A 19,898-nucleotide genomic window follows, 5' to 3' on the forward strand; every position below is an offset into this window, starting at 1 on the left:
CGATGCCGACGACGGCGGACACCACCAAGGAACTGATGAAGTACCTGCTGACGCAGGTCAAGGAGGAGCGGCTCGAGGTCGGGCGGGCCAAGGAATTCCTCCGGGCGATCGGCGAGCCGCGGCGCACCGCGGACGAGCCCGTCGCCGTCGTGGGCATGGCCTGCCGCTTCCCCGGCGCCCCGGACAAGGAGCGGTTCTGGGCCAACCTGCTCGACGGCAGGGAGCACATCGGTGACTTCCCCCCGGCCCGCGAGGAGGACCTGCGCCGGGTCGACACCACCTCCCGGCTCCGCAAGGGCGGCTACCTGGACCGGATCGACCAGTTCGACCCGGAGTACTTCGGCATCCCGCCGCAGGTCGCCACGGAGATCGACCCCTACCACCGCAACCTGATGGAGGTGCTGGTCGAGACGGCGGAGGACGCCGGGTACGCCAAGAGCGAGCTGTACGGGGCGAACGCCGGGATCTTCGTCGGCAACGACCACACGCACCGCATGAGCACGTCGTACCTGCAGTTCCTCTCGAAGGTCGGCTTCTCCGCCTTCACCGGGTCCTGGTCCGGCATCCTCGCCAGCCGCCTGTCGTACCACCTGAACCTGCGGGGACCCGCCGCCGTCGTCGACACCGGCTGCTCGTCGGGCCTGGTCGCGCTGGACGCGGCGGTGAAGGCCCTGCGGCAGGGCGACTGCGACACGGCCTTCGTGGCGGCCATCAACCTGCTGCTCGCCCCGACGAGCATCGGCGACGGCACCGAGTCCGCCGACTGCCGGGTCCGGGCCTTCGACGGCGCCGCCAACGGCACGGTGTGGAGCGAGGGCGTGGCCGGGGTGTACCTCAAGCCCCTCTCCCGCGCCCTCGCCGACCGGGACCACGTCTACGGCGTCGTCCTCGGCGGCGCCGTCAACAACGACGGCCGCAGCAACGGCCTCACCGCCCCGAACGCGCGGGCCCAGAAGGAGCTGCTGGTCAGCGCCTGGAAGCGGGCCGGCATCCCGCCCGAGACGCTGTCGTACATCGAGGCGCACGGCACCGGGACCACCCTCGGCGACCCCATCGAGATCAAGGGACTCACCGGCGCGTTCGCCGAGTTCACCACCAGGCGGCAGTTCTGCGGGGTGGGGTCCGTCAAGACCAACATCGGGCACACGGTCGGCGCGGCCGGCCTGGCCTCGCTGATCAAGGTGCTGCTCGCCCTCGACCGGAAGGTCATCCCGGGCTCGCTCCACTTCGACGTGCCCAACGCCCTGCTGAACCTCCCCGAGTCACCGGTCCACGTGCAGGACCGCACCGGCGCGTGGGAGGACACCGGCACCCCTCGCCGCGCCGGGGTGAGCAGCTTCAGCCTGAGCGGGACCAACTGCCACGTCGTACTGGAGGAGGCACCCGCGGCGGCCGACCGGCCGGAGCCCGAAGGCCCGTTCCTGTGCCCGGTCTCGGCGCGGAACGAGGAACTCCTCGCCGCGACCGCGGCCCGTCACCTGGCCCACCTCGACCGGCACCCGGACCAGCGCGTCGACGACATCTGCTTCACCCTGCAGACCGGCCGCGAACACCAGCCGGTGCGGGCCGCCGTCCTGTGCGACAGCCGTGCCGGCCTGCGCGAGGGGCTGCTGCGGCTGCTGCACCCCGTCGAGGCGGGCACGGAGGCGCCGCCCGCGGCGGACGGGCCCCTGGTGCTGCGCGCCGGGGACCCGGACGCCGTGTCCGCGGCCGCCCTCCCGAAGCGGTTCCGGCCCCTGGCGGACGCCGTCACCGGCTGGTTCGACGCCCGGCCGCGGCCCTTCGCCGGACTGCACCGCGGCGGCGACGCCCGCCGGGTGCCCCTGCCGGCCCAGCTCTTCCACCACGTACGGCTGTGGGACGAGGACGCGCGGCCCGCCGCGCGCGGCGCAGGCAGCGCGGACGGCGAGGGCGCCGAGCGGACCATCCTGTCCGGCCCTCGCCGCCTGCACGGCGACGAGGACGCCGGGCCGGCCCGCGAGGCGATCGCGTGGATCTGGTCCGAGGTCCTCGGCTACCCCGTGATCCGCGGCACGGACGACTTCTTCCTCCTGGGCGGGGACTCCATCTCCTCGCTGAACATCACCCAGGTCCTCAACGCCGAGTTCGGCCTCGACATCCCCGCGGCCACCCTGCTCGCGGACCGGGTCTTCGACGACTTCGCCGACACCGTCGTCCGCGACCACGGACTCACCGACGCGCAGGTGCTCGCCGTCCTCGGCGAGCCGGACCGGGCACCGGGTGCCGCCCAGGACGGCGAAACGCCGGCCGAGGAGTACGAGCTGCCGCTGACCGCCGCCCAGCGGAGCGTGTTCTTCGCGAGCCGGCGCGACGAGGACTCCGTCGCCTACAACGAAGGTGGCCTGACCCTTCGTCAGGAGCCGCTGGACGTCGCCGTCCTGGAGGAGGGGCTGCGGACCCTGGTCGCACGGCACGACAGCCTCCGCTCCACCTTCCACCTGGTCGACGGAGAGCCCGTCCAGCGCGTCCACGCCCGGGTGCCCGTGACGGTGGAACGCCGCCGGCTCGGCGCCCTCCCCGCCGGGGAGAGCCACGAGAGCCGCGCCCGCCGGGAGATGCGGGACTTCGTCCGCCCCTTCCGCCTCGACGCCGCCCCGTTGTTCCGCGCCGCGTGCTTCGAGTTCGACGACGGAGCGACCTGCCTCGCGGTCGACATGCACCACATCGTCACCGACGGCGCGTCCATGGGCGTACTGTTCCGCGAACTCGCCGCCCTCGCCGAGGGCGCGGAGCTGCCGGCGCTGCCGCGGAGCTACCGCGACGCCCACCGCGACCTGCTGCGCCGACAGGACCGCGACGCGCTGCGGCGCCAGCGGGACCACTGGGCCGCCGTCTTCGCCGACGAGGTGCCGGTGCTCCGACTGCCCACGGACCGGCGCCGCGCCGACGCCCTGTCCGGGCGGGGAGCACGGCTGTTCACCACGCTGGACGCGCCGCTGCTCGACGCCGCGAAACGCTGGGCCAGGGACCACGACATCACGCCGTACATGCTCTTCCTGGGGCTCTTCCAGCAGCTGCTGTCCCGGCTCGGCGGACAGCGCGACGTGGTGATCGGCGCCCCCGTCATGGGCCGGTCGGACCTGGACCACCAGGACCTCGTCGGCATGTTCGTCAACACCCTGCCGCTGCGCGTCGCCGCCGACCCCGGAACGGGCGTCACCGCGTTCTTCGAGGGCCTGAGGTCCACCGTCCTCGACGCGTTCGGGCACCAGGACTGTCCGCTGGAGGTCCTCATCGAGGACCTCGCCCCGCCGCGCGAGCCCGGCCGTCGGCCGCTGTTCGACGTGTGCTTCGTCCACCAGAACGTGGACATGGGCATGGGCCGCGAGCGGATCGTCCCGTACGACACCGGCGGCGCCAAGTACGACCTCACCCTGAGTACCCGCGAGACCGGCGACGGACTGCTGCTGACCTGGGAGTACTCCACCCCGCTGTTCGGGAGCGAGACGATCGGCCTGTGGGCCGGGCGCTACGAGGAGCTGCTCCGCTCCCTCCTCGCCGCCGAGGACGGCGACCCGGTCGGCGAACTCCGGCTGATCCCGCAGCGCGAGGCCGAGCTGACCCGGCGCCTCGCCCAGGGGCCCGCCGGGCCGGCGCGACGGGAGGACGTCGTCCGCCTCTTCGAACGGCAGGCGGCGCTCGCCCCGGACCGCACGGCACTGATCACGGACGACGCGCGCCTGACCTACGCCGAACTCGACGCGCGTGCCAACCGCGTCGCCCAGGGCCTGATCCGGCAGGGCGTCACGGCGGGGACGCCCGTCGCGCTGCTGATGGACCGGTCGTTCGACATGGTCACCGCGATCCTCGGCGTCCTCAAGGCCCGCTGCCCCTACGTCCCCCTGAACACCGGGTTCCCCGCCGACCGCCTCCGGCTGATCGCGGACGACTCCGGGGCCCGGCTCCTGCTCACCACCGCCGCGCGGATGCCCGACGCACAGCGCCTCGCCTCCGACCGGCTGCGGGTCATGGACCTCCAGGCCTGCGCGGACGCGGCCGGGACGACGGGCGCTCCCGGCCTCCCGGCGAGCCCCGACGACCCCATCTACATCATGTACACGTCCGGCACCACGGGGGTCCCGAAGGGCGCCCTGGTCCGGCAGCGGGGCGTGCTCCGGGTGGCCCACGAGGCGTCCTTCGCCGACGCAGGGCCCGACGACACCTTCCTGCTGATGTCGGACTACTCGTTCGACGGCTCCGTCTACGACATGTACGCGGCGCTGGTCAACGGCGCCTCGCTGGTGATCACGGACCGGGAGACCGTCCTGGACGTGGACCGGCTCGGCGCCACCATCCAACGCCACGGCGTGACGCGGTTCTTCATCACCATGTCGATGTTCAACACGCTCGTCGACCTCGCCCCCCGGACGCTCACCGGGGTCCGCCGGATCATCTGCGGCGGCGAGGCGGCGTCCCCCGCGCACATCCGCAGGGCGTTCGACCTGCTGGGCCCCGGCCGCGTCGCCAACGGGTACGGGCCGACGGAGACCACCGTCTTCGCCGCCGTGCACGTCTTCGACGACCTGGACGACGACGACGCCGTCCCGATCGGCCGGGCCGTCACCGACACCACGCTGCGGGTGCTCGACGACCGGATGCGGCCCGTGCCGATCGGCACCGTGGGCGAGCTGTACATCGGCGGCGCCGGCCTGGCCGACGGCTACCTCAACCGCGACGAGCTGACCGCCCGGCGGTTCGTCACCTCCCCGGCCTTCCCCGGCGAACGGCTCTACCGCACCGGCGACCTCGCCGCGTTCAAGAGCAACGGCCTGCTCTACTACCACGGAAGGGTCGACCAGCAGGTCAAGCTGCGCGGCCATCGCATCGAGCCCGAGGAGATCGCCGCCGCCGCGACGGCGGAGCCGTACGTCCGCTGGGCGCACGCCGCCGTCCGCCAGACCGGCACCGGCGGCGGCAGCCTGTGCCTGTGGGTGCGCTACACCGACGACGCCGAGGACGGCGCCGCCCGGCTGCGCGCGGCCCTGCGCCGCCGGCTGCCCGACTACATGGTCCCGGCGTCCGTCGTCGAGACGGACACCGTGCCGCTGACCCGCAACGGCAAGATCGACGTCGCCGCACTGCCCGCACCGGCCGTCTCCTCCGCCGACTCGGCGACCCGCCCGGCCGGCGTGCTCCAGTCCCGGATCGCGGAGGCGTGGGAGTACGTGCTCGGCGTCGCGGTGGAGGACATCGACGCCAACTTCTTCGAGCTCGGCGGTGACTCCATCAAGGCCATCCAGATCGTGGCCAAGCTCAAGGAGCACGGCATCACCGTGCGGACCATGGACCTCCTGGAGCACCAGACGGTCCGCGTGCTGGCCGAGCGCGCCGCGGACACGGCCCCCGCCCGCGCCGGCGCGCCCGCCGCAGAACAGGGCCCGGTGACCGGTCCGGTGACCCCCGGCCCCGTCCAGCACGCCTTCCTCGCCGATCCCGCGGGCCGCGCCCTGCGCTACAACCAGAGCCTGCTGCTCACGCTCACCGAACCGGTCCCGCTCGACCGGCTGGAACGCGCCGCGCGGCGGCTCGTCACCTGCCACGACATGCTCCGCCTGGAGACCGACGACGACGGCGGACTGAGCCTGCGGGCCCCGGACACCGAGCCGCTGCTCCACGCGGAGGCGGCACCGAGGGACCTGCCGGAGGCGGAACTGCCGGCCTACCTCGAGACGCTCCAGGACCGGGTCGACGTCCGGGGCGGGCCCGTGCTGGCCCTCGCCACCGGCCTGGGGGAGGACGGTCGCGGGGTCGCCCTCGCCGCCCACCACCTCGCCGTGGACGTGGTCTCCTGGGGGATCCTGGTCGAGGACCTGCTCACCTGCCTGGCCGACCCCGACGCCGTACTCCCGCCGAAGACCCTCTCGTTCCCGGCGTGGACGGCGGAGCTGGAGCGCCACACCCGGGAGGGCGGCTTCCGGCCGGAGCTGGCCCACTGGACGGAGCTGGCGCGGGACGCGAAGGAGGCGGGCCCGCTGTTCGAGGAGGCGGTCCTCGCCCGCGGCGAGAGCGTCGCGGAGTACCTCCGGCTGCCGGACACCGACGACAGCGGCGTCTCCCTCCTCGACACCGCGCTCCGCACCCACGGGGCACGGCCCGCCGAGGTCCTCCTCGCCGTGGTGGCCCGCGCGGTCGCCTCGGTCACCGGCCGGGACCGCGTCCTGTTCACCATGGAGGGTCACGGCCGTGAACCCCTCGCCGAGGACCACGACCTGAGCCGGACGGTCGGCTGGTTCACCAGCACCTTCCCGCACCTGGTCCGGGTCGGGGGCGACGCCGCGGACACCGTCGCGTCCGTGCGGCGCTCCTTCGAGCGGCTGCCCGGCAAGGGCCTCGGCCACGGCGCCCTGCTGCGCTTCGACCCGGCCCTGCGCGACCGGCTCGACGGCGTGCGCCCGCAGATCAGCTTCAACCACCTGGGCGACCAGGACGGCGGCGGCGAGATCGGCATCGCCCACCTGCCGAGGGAGATCACGACGGACGCCGCACACCGGTCGCCGTGCGCCCTCGACATCACCACGCACCGCACCGGAGGCGAAGTCGTCGTGGAGGTGCGCTGCCCGCGGAGCTGGCGGCGCGACGGCACCGGCCCCGCCCTCACCGCCGCGATCCGCGCCGCCTTCGACGACGTACGCGCCGCGACGACGGCCGCCGGCCGGGAGCCGATCCACGCGCCCACGGTCGACCGGTCCGTGGTCGACGACATCCTGGCCGACCTCACCGGCGACCTCTAGGCCACTGCGAACCCGAACGGAATGCCTTTCATGGTTGACAAGGACAACATCGAGTCGATAACCGGCCTGGCCGCGATGCAGAAGGGAATGCTGTTCCAGCACGCCGCGGACGCCGGTTCGGACGCCTACGTCGAGCAGTTCGACTTCACCGGCACCGGCGAGGTCGACGCCCCCCACCTGCGGACCGCGCTCGCCGCCCTGTCCCGGCACTACGCCGTCCTGCGCTCCGTCTTCTCCTTCCGGAACACTGACGAGCCCTACCAGGTGATCCTGAAGGAGTGGGCGCCCCCGCTCGACGTCCTGGACCACTCCGCCACGCCCGACGCCGAGGAGGCGGTCGCCGCGTTCAAGGAGGCGGACCGCGCCCGGGGCTTCGACCTCGGCAAGGACGTCCTGCTGCGGGCCACCCTGATCCGCACCGGCGGCGAGCGGTGGCACCTCGTCCTCACCTTCCACCACATCATCCTGGACGGCTGGTCCCTGGGCCCCCTGTTCGGCACCCTGTTCGCCTACTACGACGAACTGGTCCGCACGGGCACGCTCCGCCAGCGGCGCGAGGCCCACCCGTACGCCGACTACCTCGCGTGGTACGGGCGGCAGCGCGGCGAGGACGCGCTCGCGCACTGGACGCGGGAACTGGACGGCTACGAACGGCCGGCCGGGCTGCCCACGGAGCGCCGCGCGGACGGTTACCGCGGCGCCACCCACCGGTTCACGGTCCCCGACGAGCTGTACGCCGGGGTGCGGCGCTTCGCCCGGGAGAACCGGGTCACGCCGAGCGCCGTGTTCCAGGCGGCCTGGGGCGTGGTGCTGCAGAAGTTCACCTACACCGACGACGTCGTGTTCGGCAGCGTCGTCTCGGGCCGGGACGTCGACGTCGACGGCGTCGAGGACATGGTCGGCCTGCTGGTGAACACCCAGCCGGTCCGGGTGACCACGGGGGAGGGGACCGGCTTCGCCGACCTGTGCCTCAGCGTGCAGGACGCCTACCGCCGGGCCGTTCCGTACCAGTACTGCCCGCTGCACGAGGTGCAGAGCCGGGTACCGCTGAAGAACGAGCTGCTGAACCACGTGCTCGCCTTCGAGAACTACCCGCTGGCCGACCGCCTGCGGGACTTCGGCTCCGACGACGGCCTCCGCCTGGCGGACGTCGAGGTGTACGAACGCACCGACTACGACTTCCACGTCGTCGTCCATCCCCTGGACCGGCTGGAGGTGGCGTTCACCTACAACGCGAACCTCTACCCGCCGGCCCTGATGGAGACCCTGGAGGCCGCCCTGGTCCGCGTCTTCACCGCGGCCGTCGACGACCCCGCCGTCCCCGTCCGCCGGATCGCGCTCCTCGGCCCCGCCCAGGGCACCGACGCCGGCCGGGACACGCGGCCGGCGGCGACCGCCCCGCAGCCGACCCTGACCGACACCTTCGACGCGATCACGCGCACCCACGGCGACCGGACCGCCCTCGTGTGGCACGGCAAGGAGTACTCCTACCGCGCGATCGACCGCTGGTCCGACGCCGTCGCCGGGAAGCTGCGGGAACTCGGAGCCGGCCCCGGCGCCCCGGTCGGCGTGCTGGCCGACCGCCGTCCCGAGCTGATCGTGGCCATGCTCGGCGTGCTGAAGAGCGGCAACCACTACGTGCCGGTCGACACCAAGGACGCCGCCCCGCGGATCGAGGACGTCCTGGACGACGCGGGGGTGCGCGTGCTGTGCACGGTGGGCGAGTTCACCGGCAAGGCCCCGGACCGCGTCACGACGCTGCTCGTGGACGAACTGCCCTCCGACGCGCCGCCGTTCCCGCGGGAGGCGGCGTCGCCCGACTCCGTCGCCTACCTGATGTACACCTCCGGGTCGACCGGGCGTCCCAAGGGCTGCCACATCACCCACCGCAACGTCCAGCGGCTGTTCACCGAGCAGACGTACGCCGCGTTCGGCGACGACCAGACCGTCGTCATGACCAGCTCGCCCGCCTTCGACGCGTGCACCTTCGAGATCTGGGGCACCCTCGGATCCGGCGGGACGCTCGTCCTGCCCGACGAGGTCGACATCCTCGACGGCACCCGGCTCCGGGCCCTCGTCGAACACCACGGTGCCCGGCGCCTGTGGCTGACGACCTCCCTGTTCCACCAACTGTCCGACCACGACCCGGAGATGTTCGGCACGCTCGACCACCTCCTCGTCGGCGGCACCGTGCTGTCCCGCCGGCACACGGCCACCGTGCTGGACGCCTGCCCCGGCCTGCGGATCACCAACTTCTACGGCCCCACCGAGAACACCGTGTTCTCCACCGCCCACCCCATCCGCGCCGAGGACCTGGACCGGGACCGCGTCCCCATCGGACGGGTGCTGAACCACACGACGGCCCACGTCCTCGACAACGGACTCAACCCGCTGCCGCCGGGGGCCACCGGCGAGCTGTGCCTCGGCGGGGACGGCGTCTCCCCCGGCTACCTCGACCGGCCGGAGCTGACCCGGGAGAAGTTCGTCACCGTTCCCGCCCTGCCCGGCGAACGCCTCTACCGCACGGGCGACCTGGTCCGTCAGCAGCCCGACGGCACCCTCGACTACCTCGGCCGCACCGACGACCAGGTCAAGATCAACGGCTTCCGGGTGGAACTGGGCGAGGTCGAGGCCCTCCTCGCCTCGGTCGACGGCGTGACGGAGGCCGTCGTGGTCGCGGCCGAGGAGAACGGCGCCAAGTCCCTGCGCGGCTACTACCGCGCGGCCGGCGACCTGACCCCCGAGGCCGTCCGGTCGGCGCTCACCGCCAGGGTGGCCGGCTACCTGGTGCCCGCGGTGCTGCTGCGGCTCGACACGTTCCCGCTGAACAAGAGCGGGAAGGTGGACCGAGGCCGGCTGGCGCAGTACCGGCCCGAACCCCGCGCCGACGTCCGCGAGAAGGCCGGCCGGCCCCTGTCCGCCACCGAGCGGACCCTGGTCGACATCGTCGCCGACCTGCTCCCCGGCGCCGACATCGACGTCGACCAGAACTTCTTCGACCTCGGGCTGAACTCCCTCAACCTCCTCACCATCGGCAACCGCCTGCGCAAGACCCTGGGCCGCGAGGTGCCCGTCCCGCTGTTCTTCGAGCACACGTCCGTCTCCGCGCTGGCCGCCCACCTCGACACCCCGGAGGAGGACGCGGAGGCCGCGTCCGGCGACACCCTCGCCGGCGAGCGGGAAGAGGAACAGGCGGCCCTCGCGACCGGCCGGCTGCTGATGCAACTCGGCGACGACTGAGAAGGAGGGCACGGCAGTGGCTGCACGCAAGGACCCCGAACGCCAGTACACCGGCCTGGAACTGGCGGTCATCGGCATGGCCGGCAGGTTCCCGGGCGCCGAGGACCTCGACGCCTTCTGGCACAACCTCGTCGAGGAGGTCGACGCGGTCTCCCGCTTCACCGACGAGGAACTGCTCGCGGCCGGCGTCACCCCCGAGGAACTGGCCGACGAGAACTACGTCCGGGCCCGCGGCGTCTTCCCTCGGCTCGAGAGCTTCGACTCCGCGTTCTTCCACTACACCCCGGCCGACGCGGCCATGCTGGATCCGCAGGTCCGGGCCCTGCACGAGGAGGTCTACCACGCCCTGGAGGACGCCGGGTACTCGGCGGACGGGCGCGGCGAGTCCATCGGCCTGTTCCTCGGCGCGACCAACAACCTCCCCTGGGAGGCGCACACCCTGCGCACGTCCATCGCCCGCTCGGGCGTGATGTTCGCCGGCATGCAGCTGAACGACAAGGACTTCACCGCCACCAGGATCGCCTACGCCCTGGACCTCAAGGGCCCGGCGCTCTCCCTGCACACCGCCTGCTCGACCTCGCTGGTCGCCGTCGACATGGCCTGCCGGTACCTGTGGACCGGCGCCTGCCAGATCGCGGTGGCCGGCGGCAGCGGCCTGACCCTGCCGCACCGGCGCGGCTACCTCTACCAGGAGAACATGATCCACTCGCCGGACGGCCGCTGCCGGGCCTTCGACAAGGACGCCGCCGGCACCGTCGAGGGCAACGGCGCGGGCGTCGTCGTCCTCAAGCGGCTGGAGACCGCGCTGCGGGACGGGGACCGCGTCTACGCGGTGATCAAGGGCTCGGCGGCCAACAACGACGGCAACCGCAAGGTCGGTTACACGGCGCCGAGCATCGAGGGCCAGGCCGAGGTGATCCGCAAGGCGCACCGCGTCGCCGGTGTGACAGCCGCCCAGGTGTCCTACGTCGAGACGCACGGCACCGGCACCGCCCTTGGCGACCCCATCGAGGTCGAGGCGCTCCGCAAGGCGTTCGGCCCCGGGACCGCGGGCACGGTCGGCCTCGGGTCGCTGAAGTCGAACATCGGCCACCTGGACACCGCGGCGGGCGTCGCCTCGCTCATCAAGGCCTGCAAGATCGTCGAGCACCGCACGGTCCCGCGCACCCTGCACTTCCAGGAGATCAACCCCGCCGTCAGCCTCGACGGCAGCCCCTTCTACGTGGTGGGACGTCAGGAGGAACTGCGGCGCAAGGGGGCGCCGGAACAGGACGGGCAGCCCCTGCGCGTGGGCGTGAGCGCCTTCGGCATCGGCGGCACCAACGCCCACCTGGTCCTGGAGGAGGCCCCCACCGCCGACACCGCGCCGGCCGGCCGACGGCACAACACCCTCGTCGTGGCGGCCTCCTCCGCCGACGCCCTCGAACGCGTCAAGCGGAACCTCGCCGCACACCTCGCCGCGCACCCGGACCTGGACGGCTCCGACCTCGCGTGGACCCTGCAGAACCGCCAGCGCCGGCTCGCCCACCGCTACGCCGTGGACTTCCGCGACGCCGGGCACCTGCGCGAGCGGCTCCAGGAGTCCCTCGACGCGGGGGAGGAGCCGACGGACCTCGGCAAGAACACCCGCCGCAGCGTCCACTTCCTCTTCACCGGCACCGGCTCGCAGTACCTGGGCATGGCCCGCGACCTCCACGCCACCGAGCCCGCCTTCCGCGACCACCTCGAGGAGTGCTTCTCGATCAGCGAGGCCCTGGGCAACCCGGTGCCCCGCGAGGTCTTCTCCGGCGACTCGGCCGCGACGGAGAAGCGGATGAACTCCATGGAGACGGCTCAGCTGATCCTGTTCATGCTGGAGTACTCCATGGCGAAGACGCTGATCGGCTGGGGCGTCGAACCCAAGGGCATGATCGGCCACAGCACCGGCGAACTCGCCGCCGCCTGCGTCGCCGGCGTCTTCTCCCTCGAGGACGGCGTCCGCCTGGTGCACGCCCGGGGCAGCCTCATGGCGGCCACGCCGGAGGGCGCCATGACGTCCGTCAAGGCCGCCGAGGACACCGTCCGGGCGATGCTGCCGGAGAACCTGGTGATCGCCGCCGTCAACAGCCCCGAGGACTGCACGGTCTCCGGCGCCGTCGCGGACGTCACGGAGTTCGAGCGGCGCTGCGCCGAGCACGGCATCGCCGCCACCCGGGTCAAGGACCTCGCCCACGCCGCCCACTCCCCGTTCATGGAGAGCATGCTGGAGGAGTTCCGCGAGGTCGCCCGGCAGGTGACCTTCCGGCCGCCCAGGATCCGGTACGTGTCCAACGTGACGGGCACGTGGATCACCCCGGAGGAGGCCACGGACCCGGAGTACTACTGCGCCCACATCCGGCGGACGGTGCGCTTCAAGGACGGCGTCGAGACGATCCTGGCGCGGGGCGACAACCTCTTCGTCGAGGTCGGCCCGGGCAAGACGCTGTCGTCGTTCGTGCGGACCGTCGGCCGCGGCGCGGCCACGGACGTCACCGCCGTCAACACCCTGCGGCACCGCATGGAGGCGCTCGGGGACGACGAGCACCTGGCGCGCGTGGTCGGCAGGCTGTGGGAGGCCGGCGTCGGCCTCGACTGGAAGGCGTTCCACAGCGGCCGCAACCCGCGCAAACTGGGCCTCCCGCTCTACCCGTTCGACCACACCGCGTACCCGGTCGACGTGACCGAGTTCCACCGGATGCTGTCGGACGCCGGCGACACCGCGGCCCCGCACACCGCCGCCCTGCCCGGTCCGGGCGCGACGCAGGCGCCCGTCGCCGCCGACGGACCGTGGCCGGCGCTGCGCCGGGTCTGGTCCCGCACCATGCTCCCGTCGTTGCACGGCAGGGAACGGCCACGGGTGCCCGTGGTCTTCACCGACGACGCCGCGAAACTCCGGCGCGTCCTGGCGGACATCCCGCACTGGCGCGCGCTGTACGTCACCTTCGGCCCGGAGTACCGCTTCCACGGGCCGTCCGGCGCCGTCGTCCGACCCGGTCACCCGGACGACCTGACGCGGCTCGTGCGGGACCTGGACCGGCACGCCCTCTCCGGGGACGCGTTCGTCGTCCACCGGGACGACCACACCGCGCTGACCCGGTTCCTGCGCGACCTGTGCACGGTCGCCTCCGAGGCGGCGGAACCGGCCGTCACCGACGTCCTGGTGCTCGACACCGCCGGCCACCTGCGCGACCACGCCGACGTGCTCCCGCGGCTCATCGGTCTGAACCACGAGTTCCCCGGCCTGCGGGTGCGGGCGCTGCGCTGCGACGCACCGCTCACCGGCCGACGGGGACGCACCGCCTGGAGCACGGGCCTGCGGCGGGAACTGCGGGAGGACGGCCCTCAGGAGGTCGCCGTCCGCTACTCGGGGGCGGAACGCCTCGCGCCCGTGATGGTCCCCCTGCACGGCGACACCGGCCCCCTGGGTAGCCCCGCCCGCCGGACGACCGTCCTGTGCCGCTCCGCCGACCTCCCGGCGCTGCTCGACGCCCTGGGCGACGGACTCCCCGACCGCACGGTCCGGGTCGTTCCCTACGGCCGGGACCAGCAGGAGGCGCCCACCCGGAAGGGCGGCGCCGAGGAACGCGTGACGGTCGCGCGGCCCGTGACCGGGGCGACGTGGGGTGCGGTGGCGAGCGCCCTGGCCGAGCGGCTGGACGAGGGGGAGGAGACGGACGGGATCGTCCTGTGGGACACGCCGTCCGACGACGTGCCGGACACCGGCGGCGCCCTCGCCGGCCGGCGCCCGGTCGTCGACGTACTGCGCCGGGTGAGCCGGGAGCGGGGCGCGCCCTGGCAGATCCTGTCCCGGCCGGAGCTCGGCCGACGGGCCTGGGACGCCTCGGTCACCCGCTGGTTCGCCGAGAACGAGCTGATCGACGCGGCCGGGGATGTCACCCGCCTCTACGCGTTCGGCCCCCTCGTGGAGGGCGACCGGTCGGCGCTGGGCCTGCTCGCCCGGATGCAGGACTCCGGCATCCGGGCGGCCCACCACGGCACGGACGCCACCTTCACGGCCGTCACCGCCGCACGCCCGGCGGCCGGCCCCGGCTCCGGCCGCGACGGCGACACGGCCGCGCCCGGCGACGCACGGCACGCCGTCCGCGCGCTCATGCGACGGGAACTGACGAACCTCCTCGGCTTCGAGGACGTCGACGCGCGGGCCGACATCTTCGACCTCGGGCTCGACTCCGTCCGCCTGATCCGCTTCCTCAGCGTCCTCGAGGAGCACGGCCACAAGATCCTCGCCGGCGACGTCTACAACCACCCGACCGTCGACGACCTCGCGCGGTTCGTCACCCGGGCCGCGGAGGGCCCCGGCGAGGACACCGGCTCGCCCGGGACGGTCGCCGCCCTGCTGGCCGGACGCCTGGACACGGAGTGCGTCGTCGAGGAGTTCCACCCCGAGGGCGAGGACGAGCCACGGCTCCTCCTCTTCGTCGACGGCCTGGACGACGCGCTGCGCGACCGGGCCGCCCGCGAGCTCCGCGATCTGCGGCTGCCCCCCGCCCTCGTACCGCACCACGTCCTGCCCGGCTCCCTGCGCGAGGCGTTCCTGGAGCACCGGGACTTCGCCTCCCTCGGGTTCGACACCGGCGCGGCGGCGGACGAGAGCGCGCTGGACGCCGCGTTCCGCGAGATCGACCGGTGCGGACGCGAGCTGGGCCGGCACCTCGGCTCCCGGCCGGTGCGGTGGACCTACCCCCTGACCGGCATGCAGCGGCAGCACTTCGCGAGCGGCGACCGCCTCCAGCTCTACGTCATGGAGTTCCGCGAGCCGGTCGACGCCGAGGTCCTGCAGCGCGCGCTGTGCGACGTCGTCGGACGGCACGGGCTGCTGCGGAGCTTCCTGACCCGGTCCCTCGGCCGCCCGCGGTGGAAGGAGTTCGAGCCCCCGGAGCACGTACCGCTGCCGCGGGTCGACCTGTCCGGCATGACGCCCGACCGGCAGGCACGGGCACGCGCGAGGCTGGCCGGCCGCGACTGGGCCCCGGCCCGGGACCCCTTCGACCAGCCCCTGTACGAGGCCGTGCTCGTGAAGTACCACGAGCGCTCCCACGACCTGCTCTTCCGCTTCGACCACGCGATCTTCGACGCGTCCTCCGGCCAGGTCCTGCGGGCCGACCTGCTGAAGAGGTACCAGGAGCTGACGGCCGGCACGGGCCGGGCGATGCCCGCCGCCAAGAGCTTCCGGCACCTCCAGTGGCGCATCCACCGGGGGCCCGTGGACATCACGGCGGACGAGATCGTCGAGAGGTTCGACCTCGTCCGGTACGGCCGCGCCGGTGCGGCGCTCCGCGACCGGGCCGCCCGCCACGCCGGGCGGCCGGTCCACCAGGTCCGTCACTCCGTCGACCTCGACGCCCTGCGCGGCCCGGACGGTACCGAACCCGAGCCGTTCTCGCTGGCCCTGCACCTGTACGCCCGCCTCGTCGCCCGGCTGCTGTCGGTGGACGAGGTCGCGGCCGACCTCGTGGTGCGGGCCCGGACCTTCGCGGGCGAGGACTTCTCCGACGTCATGGGCATGGCCCTGGACACCCTGCCCGTGGTGCTCCCCGCCGACCCGGCCGCCGGCCAGGACCTGGCAGGCGCCGTCGGGGCACGGACCCGCATGCTGAACAGGCACAACATCAGCTTCCTGGACCTCGGCCACGACCTGCGCTCCCGCCTCGCCCACCGCAAGGTGGCCGCGGCGACGCGGGGGCTCGCCGGGCGGTCCCCGTGCGTGTTCAACTTCGCCGGCCGGGTGGAGGACGCCTACGACACCGTGTGGGACCTGACGCCGGACCAGCCCGCCGACGGCCGGGACGCCACCGGCGGCGCCGACTGCTTCTGCGCCGCCAGGACCACGGGCGGCCGGCTCGACCTCGTCCTCCAGTGCAGGTGGGCGGACGAACCCGAGGACATCACCAGGATCCTGGACGAGGAAGTCCGCCGCCTGGTGCGAGAGAACGACAGTGTGAGGAGTCCTTCGTGACCACCGATGTGCAGATCCCGGTCGTGTGCTTCCCCCACGCCGGAGCGGGCGCCCTGTACTACGGCAGGTGGCGCCACGCCTTCCGGGACGGCGTCGACTTCCGTGTCGTCCAGTACCCGTTCCGCGAGCGCCGGCTGAGCACCCCGATGCCGGCGTCCGTCGGTGCCCTCGCGGGGGAGATATTCGCCGAGTTCGCCGACGTCTTCCGCGGCACGTACGCCATCTGGGGCCACAGCATGGGCAGCGTCATCGGCTACGAGGTGGCCAAGCTGTGCCAGCAGCGGCTGGACAACCCCCCGCTGGTGTTCTTCGGTTCGGGTTCCTCCGCCCCGTGCGAGTCCCGGTTCACCCGGGTGAAGGACCTCGACACCCCCGACGGCTTCGACGACGTACTGCGCCGCTACGGCGGGGTCGGCGAGGAAGTGCTGCGGGACGCCGGCTTCGTGAAGTACCTCGCGCCCGTCATCGAGGCGGACCTCAGGCTCATGGGCGGGTACGTGGACACCGCCCGGGAGAAGCTGCGGTGCCCGATCGTGCTCATGCAGGGCCGCGAGGACCCGGTCACCTCCGACTCCTGGGCGGACTACACGGACGGCCCGTTCGAGGTGTTCGAGTACGACGGCGGGCACTTCTTCCACGACGAGCACCGGGCGTCGATGGCCGCGTTGATGGAGTCCCGGATGCAGCGACGCTGGCAGCAGCGGCAGGCGGCGTCCGACGTGTCCGGTCTCCCCGCGGGGCTGACGCACGAGCGCGGGTGAGGCGGTGCCCACGGTCCTGGTCTTCGACGTCGACCGGCTCTCGGAGGCCGACACGGACCGGTTGCACCGGGTCGCGCCGGCGGAGCGGCGGGCCCGCGCGGACCGGTTCCACTTCGCGGCGGACCGAAGACGGTGCCTGGCGGCGGGGGCACTGCTGCGCCACGCCCTGCTCACCCGCCACGGCCTGACGCCGGGCGACCTGGACACGGCACGGGACGCGTACGGCAAGCCGTACCTCGTACGCGTCCCCGATCTGCACTTCAGCCTCTCCCACGCGGGCCGTTGGGTGGCCTGCGGGACGAGCGGCACGGAGATCGGCGTGGACATCGAGCACACCGACGCCGGAGCCGTCGACATCTCCCACCGCTTCGCCCCGGACGAGCACGCCTACGTCGCCGCCGCGCCCGCCGACCGGCGGGCCCGGCGGCTGGTGCGCATCTGGACCCTGAAGGAGAGCTACGTGAAGTACCTCGGGCGGGGACTCTCCGTCCCGATGGACTCCTTCAGCGTGCGGGCCCCGGACCGGCGTCCCCGCATCCTGCGCGGCACGCTCGACCCCCGCCCCCGCCTGGAACAGGTGCCCCACGGCGACGACTACTGGCTCGCCGCCTGCTCCCGGGAGGACACCGGGATCTCCGTCGTCGAGCCCACCCGCAAAGACCTCCTCGCCGCGTCGGACCTCCCCGGCCGACTCCGTCCCCGCCTCGCGTGACGGCCAAGGGCTCGCATGTCCCCGTCGCTCACCGGGGCGTGCCACTTTGCCGTGCCCACTTCGCCGACCTTGCTGCGCCGGCCGCCGCACGCCTACGAGGCCTGGGCGTCCTGGTTCCGTTCCACGCGCTCGTGCAGCGTCCGGGCGAAGTCCTCGGCCCGCGCCAGCTGCACGCGCAGCTTGGCCACCTGCTCGGCGGCGTCCTGCTCGTATGCGCGCACGCGCTCCAGCAGGCCCTCCCGCTCGTCCGGTGACAGACCGGCACCGTCGAGGCGGTCGGTGGCGTCGAGCAGGTCGCGCATCTGCTCCAGGGTGAAACCGAGGGGCTTCATGCGGCGGACGACCATGAGCCGTTCGACGTCCCGCTCGGTGTAGAGGCGGAACCCTCCCTGCGAGCGGGCGGAGGGGACGACCAGGCCGGCCTCCTCGTAGTGCCGGATCGTGCGCAGGGACAGCTCGGTCCGCGTGGCCACCTCGCCGATCTGCATGTGCTTGCCGTCCACGCCCGTGATCCTCTGGCCTCTCGTCACTGTCGGTCGGAGCCCCGAGCGGGCACCGCCACTCTCTACCCTAACGTTAGGGTAGAGTTGCTGGGGCGAGGGCGGTTCACCGCTGTCCCGCCGTTGCCGTGCCGGGGCCGATGCCGCCCCCGGCGAAGTCCCGATTCTTGCAGGAGAGAAGCGTGCGCGAGCCCATGACGCCCGGCGCCGCCGCCTGCCCGCCGTGACGCCGCGCCCCTGGGTCTGAGCCCCGGCGCCCGTCGCACGGCCGCTCCGTCCCCGCCGCGACCTTCGGCTCCGCTCTCACGCAGCCGCCCGCGGGGTGCCGACCACCCGGCGCCACCGTTTCCCTCCGCGTGCCCCGGCCTGCCGTACGGGGTGTGCCCGAGCACGACAGGTTCCGTCCCCCTTGTCTTCTGCTGCCACTGCCGTGTCCCCGGCCGCCCGCCTGCGCGGCCTGAAGCCCGACTGGATCTCCGACCCGAAGGTCTGGCGCACCGAGGCCCTGGCCGGCCTGGTCGTCGGGCTCGCGCTCATTCCGGAGGCGATCTCCTTCTCGATCATCGCGGGAGTCGACCCCGCGATCGGTCTGTTCGCCTCGTTCACCATGGCGGTGACGATCGCGATCGTGGGCGGCCGGCGAGCGATGATCTCCGCCGCGACCGGTGCCGTGGCCCTGGTGATCGCGCCGCTGAACCGGGAGCACGGCTTCGGCCACCTCGTCGCCGCCGTCGTCCTGGCCGGCGTCCTCCAGATCGTCCTGGGCGCCCTGGGGGTGGCCAGGCTGATGAGGTTCATCCCGCGCAGCGTGATGGTCGGCTTCGTCAACTCGCTCGCCATCCTGGTCTTCATGGCCCAGGTGCCGGAGATGCGGAACGTGCCGTGGCCGGTCTACCCGCTGATCCTCGGTGGTCTGGCACTGATGGTGTTCTTCCCGAAGATCACCACCGTCGTCCCCGCCCCGCTGGTCTCGATCGTCATCCTGACCGTGATCACGGTCGCGGCCGGCATCGCCGTACCGACCGTGGGCGACAAGGGCGAGCTGCCCTCCTCGCTGCCCGTGCCGGGCCTGCCGGACGTCCCCTTCACCCTCGACACGCTGACCACGATCGCCCCGTACGCGTTCGCGATGGCGCTGGTCGGTCTGATGGAGTCGCTGATGACCGCCAAGCTGGTCGACGACATCACGGACACCCACTCCAACAAGACCCGCGAGTCGATCGGTCAGGGCATCGCCAACATCGTCACCGGCTTCTTCGGCGGCATGGGCGGCTGCGCCATGATCGGCCAGACGATGATCAACGTGAAGGTCTCCGGCGCCCGCACCCGCCTGTCCACCTTCCTGGCCGGAGCCTTCCTCATGGTGCTGTGCATCGTCTTCGGCCCGGTCGTCTCCGACATCCCGATGGCCGCCCTGGTCGCCGTCATGGTCATGGTGTCGTTCGCGACGTTCGACTGGCACTCGATCGCGCCGAAGACGCTCCGGCGGATGCCGGCCGGCGAGATCGCCGTCATGCTGATCACCGTCGCCGGCGTGGTCGCCACCCACAACCTCGCCGTCGGCGTCGTCGTCGGCTCCGTCACCGCCATGGTCATCTTCGCCAAGCGCGTCGCCCGCCTCGCCGAGGTCACGGCCGTGGTCGACCCCGACGGCACGACGGTCGTCTACCGGGTCACCGGCGAGCTGTTCTTCGCCTCCTCCAACGACCTCGTCGGCCGGTTCGACTACGCCACGGACCCGGACAAGGTCATCATCGACCTCGGCGCCGCCCACATCTGGGACGCCTCCTCCGTCGCGGCCCTCGACGCCATCGAGACCAAGTACGCCCAGCGCGGCAAGACCGTCGAGATCACCGGCCTGAACACCCCCAGCGCCGATCTCCACGCCAAGCTCAGCGGCGAACTCGCAGCCGGTCACTGACGCCGGAGGCCTGCCGG

At 73.0% G+C, this 19,898-nt stretch carries 7 protein-coding genes; 6 read left to right on the forward strand and 1 reads right to left on the reverse strand.

All coding sequences use genetic code 11. The features are described 5' to 3' along the window. Positions 1-2 precede the first annotated feature (2 nt). Genes ACIGO6_RS10690 through ACIGO6_RS10710 form a run of 5 tightly spaced genes read left to right on the forward strand, consistent with a single transcriptional unit; the run spans position 3 to position 17,460 of the window. Positions 3-6,752: an amino acid adenylation domain-containing protein gene (locus ACIGO6_RS10690; RefSeq protein ID WP_399874184.1), complete on the forward strand. Its 6,750-nt coding sequence runs from the start codon at positions 3-5 to the stop codon at positions 6,750-6,752. Between the two features lie 30 nt (positions 6,753-6,782). Further along, complete coding sequence (locus ACIGO6_RS10695) at positions 6,783-9,992, forward strand: amino acid adenylation domain-containing protein (RefSeq protein WP_399874187.1); 3,210 nt, start codon at positions 6,783-6,785, stop codon at positions 9,990-9,992. A 16-nt stretch (positions 9,993-10,008) separates the two neighbouring features. After that, positions 10,009-15,987: a beta-ketoacyl synthase N-terminal-like domain-containing protein gene (locus ACIGO6_RS10700; RefSeq protein ID WP_399874190.1), complete on the forward strand. Its 5,979-nt coding sequence runs from the start codon at positions 10,009-10,011 to the stop codon at positions 15,985-15,987. Further along, complete coding sequence (locus ACIGO6_RS10705) at positions 15,984-16,748, forward strand: thioesterase II family protein (RefSeq protein ID WP_399874193.1); 765 nt, start codon at positions 15,984-15,986, stop codon at positions 16,746-16,748. The genes ACIGO6_RS10700 and ACIGO6_RS10705 overlap by 4 nt, the downstream gene beginning before the upstream one ends. A 4-nt stretch (positions 16,749-16,752) precedes the next feature. Then, positions 16,753-17,460 (forward strand): 4'-phosphopantetheinyl transferase family protein, encoded by a 708-nt coding sequence (locus ACIGO6_RS10710; protein ID WP_399874195.1) that lies wholly within the window; start codon positions 16,753-16,755, stop codon positions 17,458-17,460. A 92-nt stretch (positions 17,461-17,552) separates the two neighbouring features. Here ACIGO6_RS10710 and ACIGO6_RS10715 read toward each other — a convergent pair whose 3' ends face one another. Beyond that, positions 17,553-17,963 carry a MerR family transcriptional regulator gene (locus ACIGO6_RS10715; protein ID WP_399874197.1) on the reverse strand — a complete coding sequence of 137 codons (411 nt, stop codon included), beginning with the start codon at positions 17,961-17,963 and terminating at the stop codon, positions 17,553-17,555. A gap of 427 nt (positions 17,964-18,390) precedes the next feature. Here ACIGO6_RS10715 and ACIGO6_RS10720 point away from each other — a divergent pair, with 427 nt between their 5' ends. After that, positions 18,391-19,881, forward strand: a complete 1,491-nt coding sequence (locus tag ACIGO6_RS10720) for a SulP family inorganic anion transporter (RefSeq protein WP_399874885.1) — start codon at positions 18,391-18,393, stop codon at positions 19,879-19,881. The last annotated feature ends 17 nt before the right edge of the window (positions 19,882-19,898 follow it).

This window comes from Streptomyces sp. NPDC053750, from assembly GCF_044544295.1.
GTDB lineage: Bacteria > Actinomycetota > Actinomycetes > Streptomycetales > Streptomycetaceae > Streptomyces.

Excerpts from the sequence above, each read along its gene's own strand:
- ACIGO6_RS10690 (WP_399874184.1), top strand. The coding sequence starts at position 3 with ATGCCGACGACGGCGGACACCACCAAGGAACTGATGAAGTACCTGCTG.
- ACIGO6_RS10695 (WP_399874187.1), top strand. The coding sequence starts at position 6,783 with ATGGTTGACAAGGACAACATCGAGTCGATAACCGGCCTGGCCGCGATG.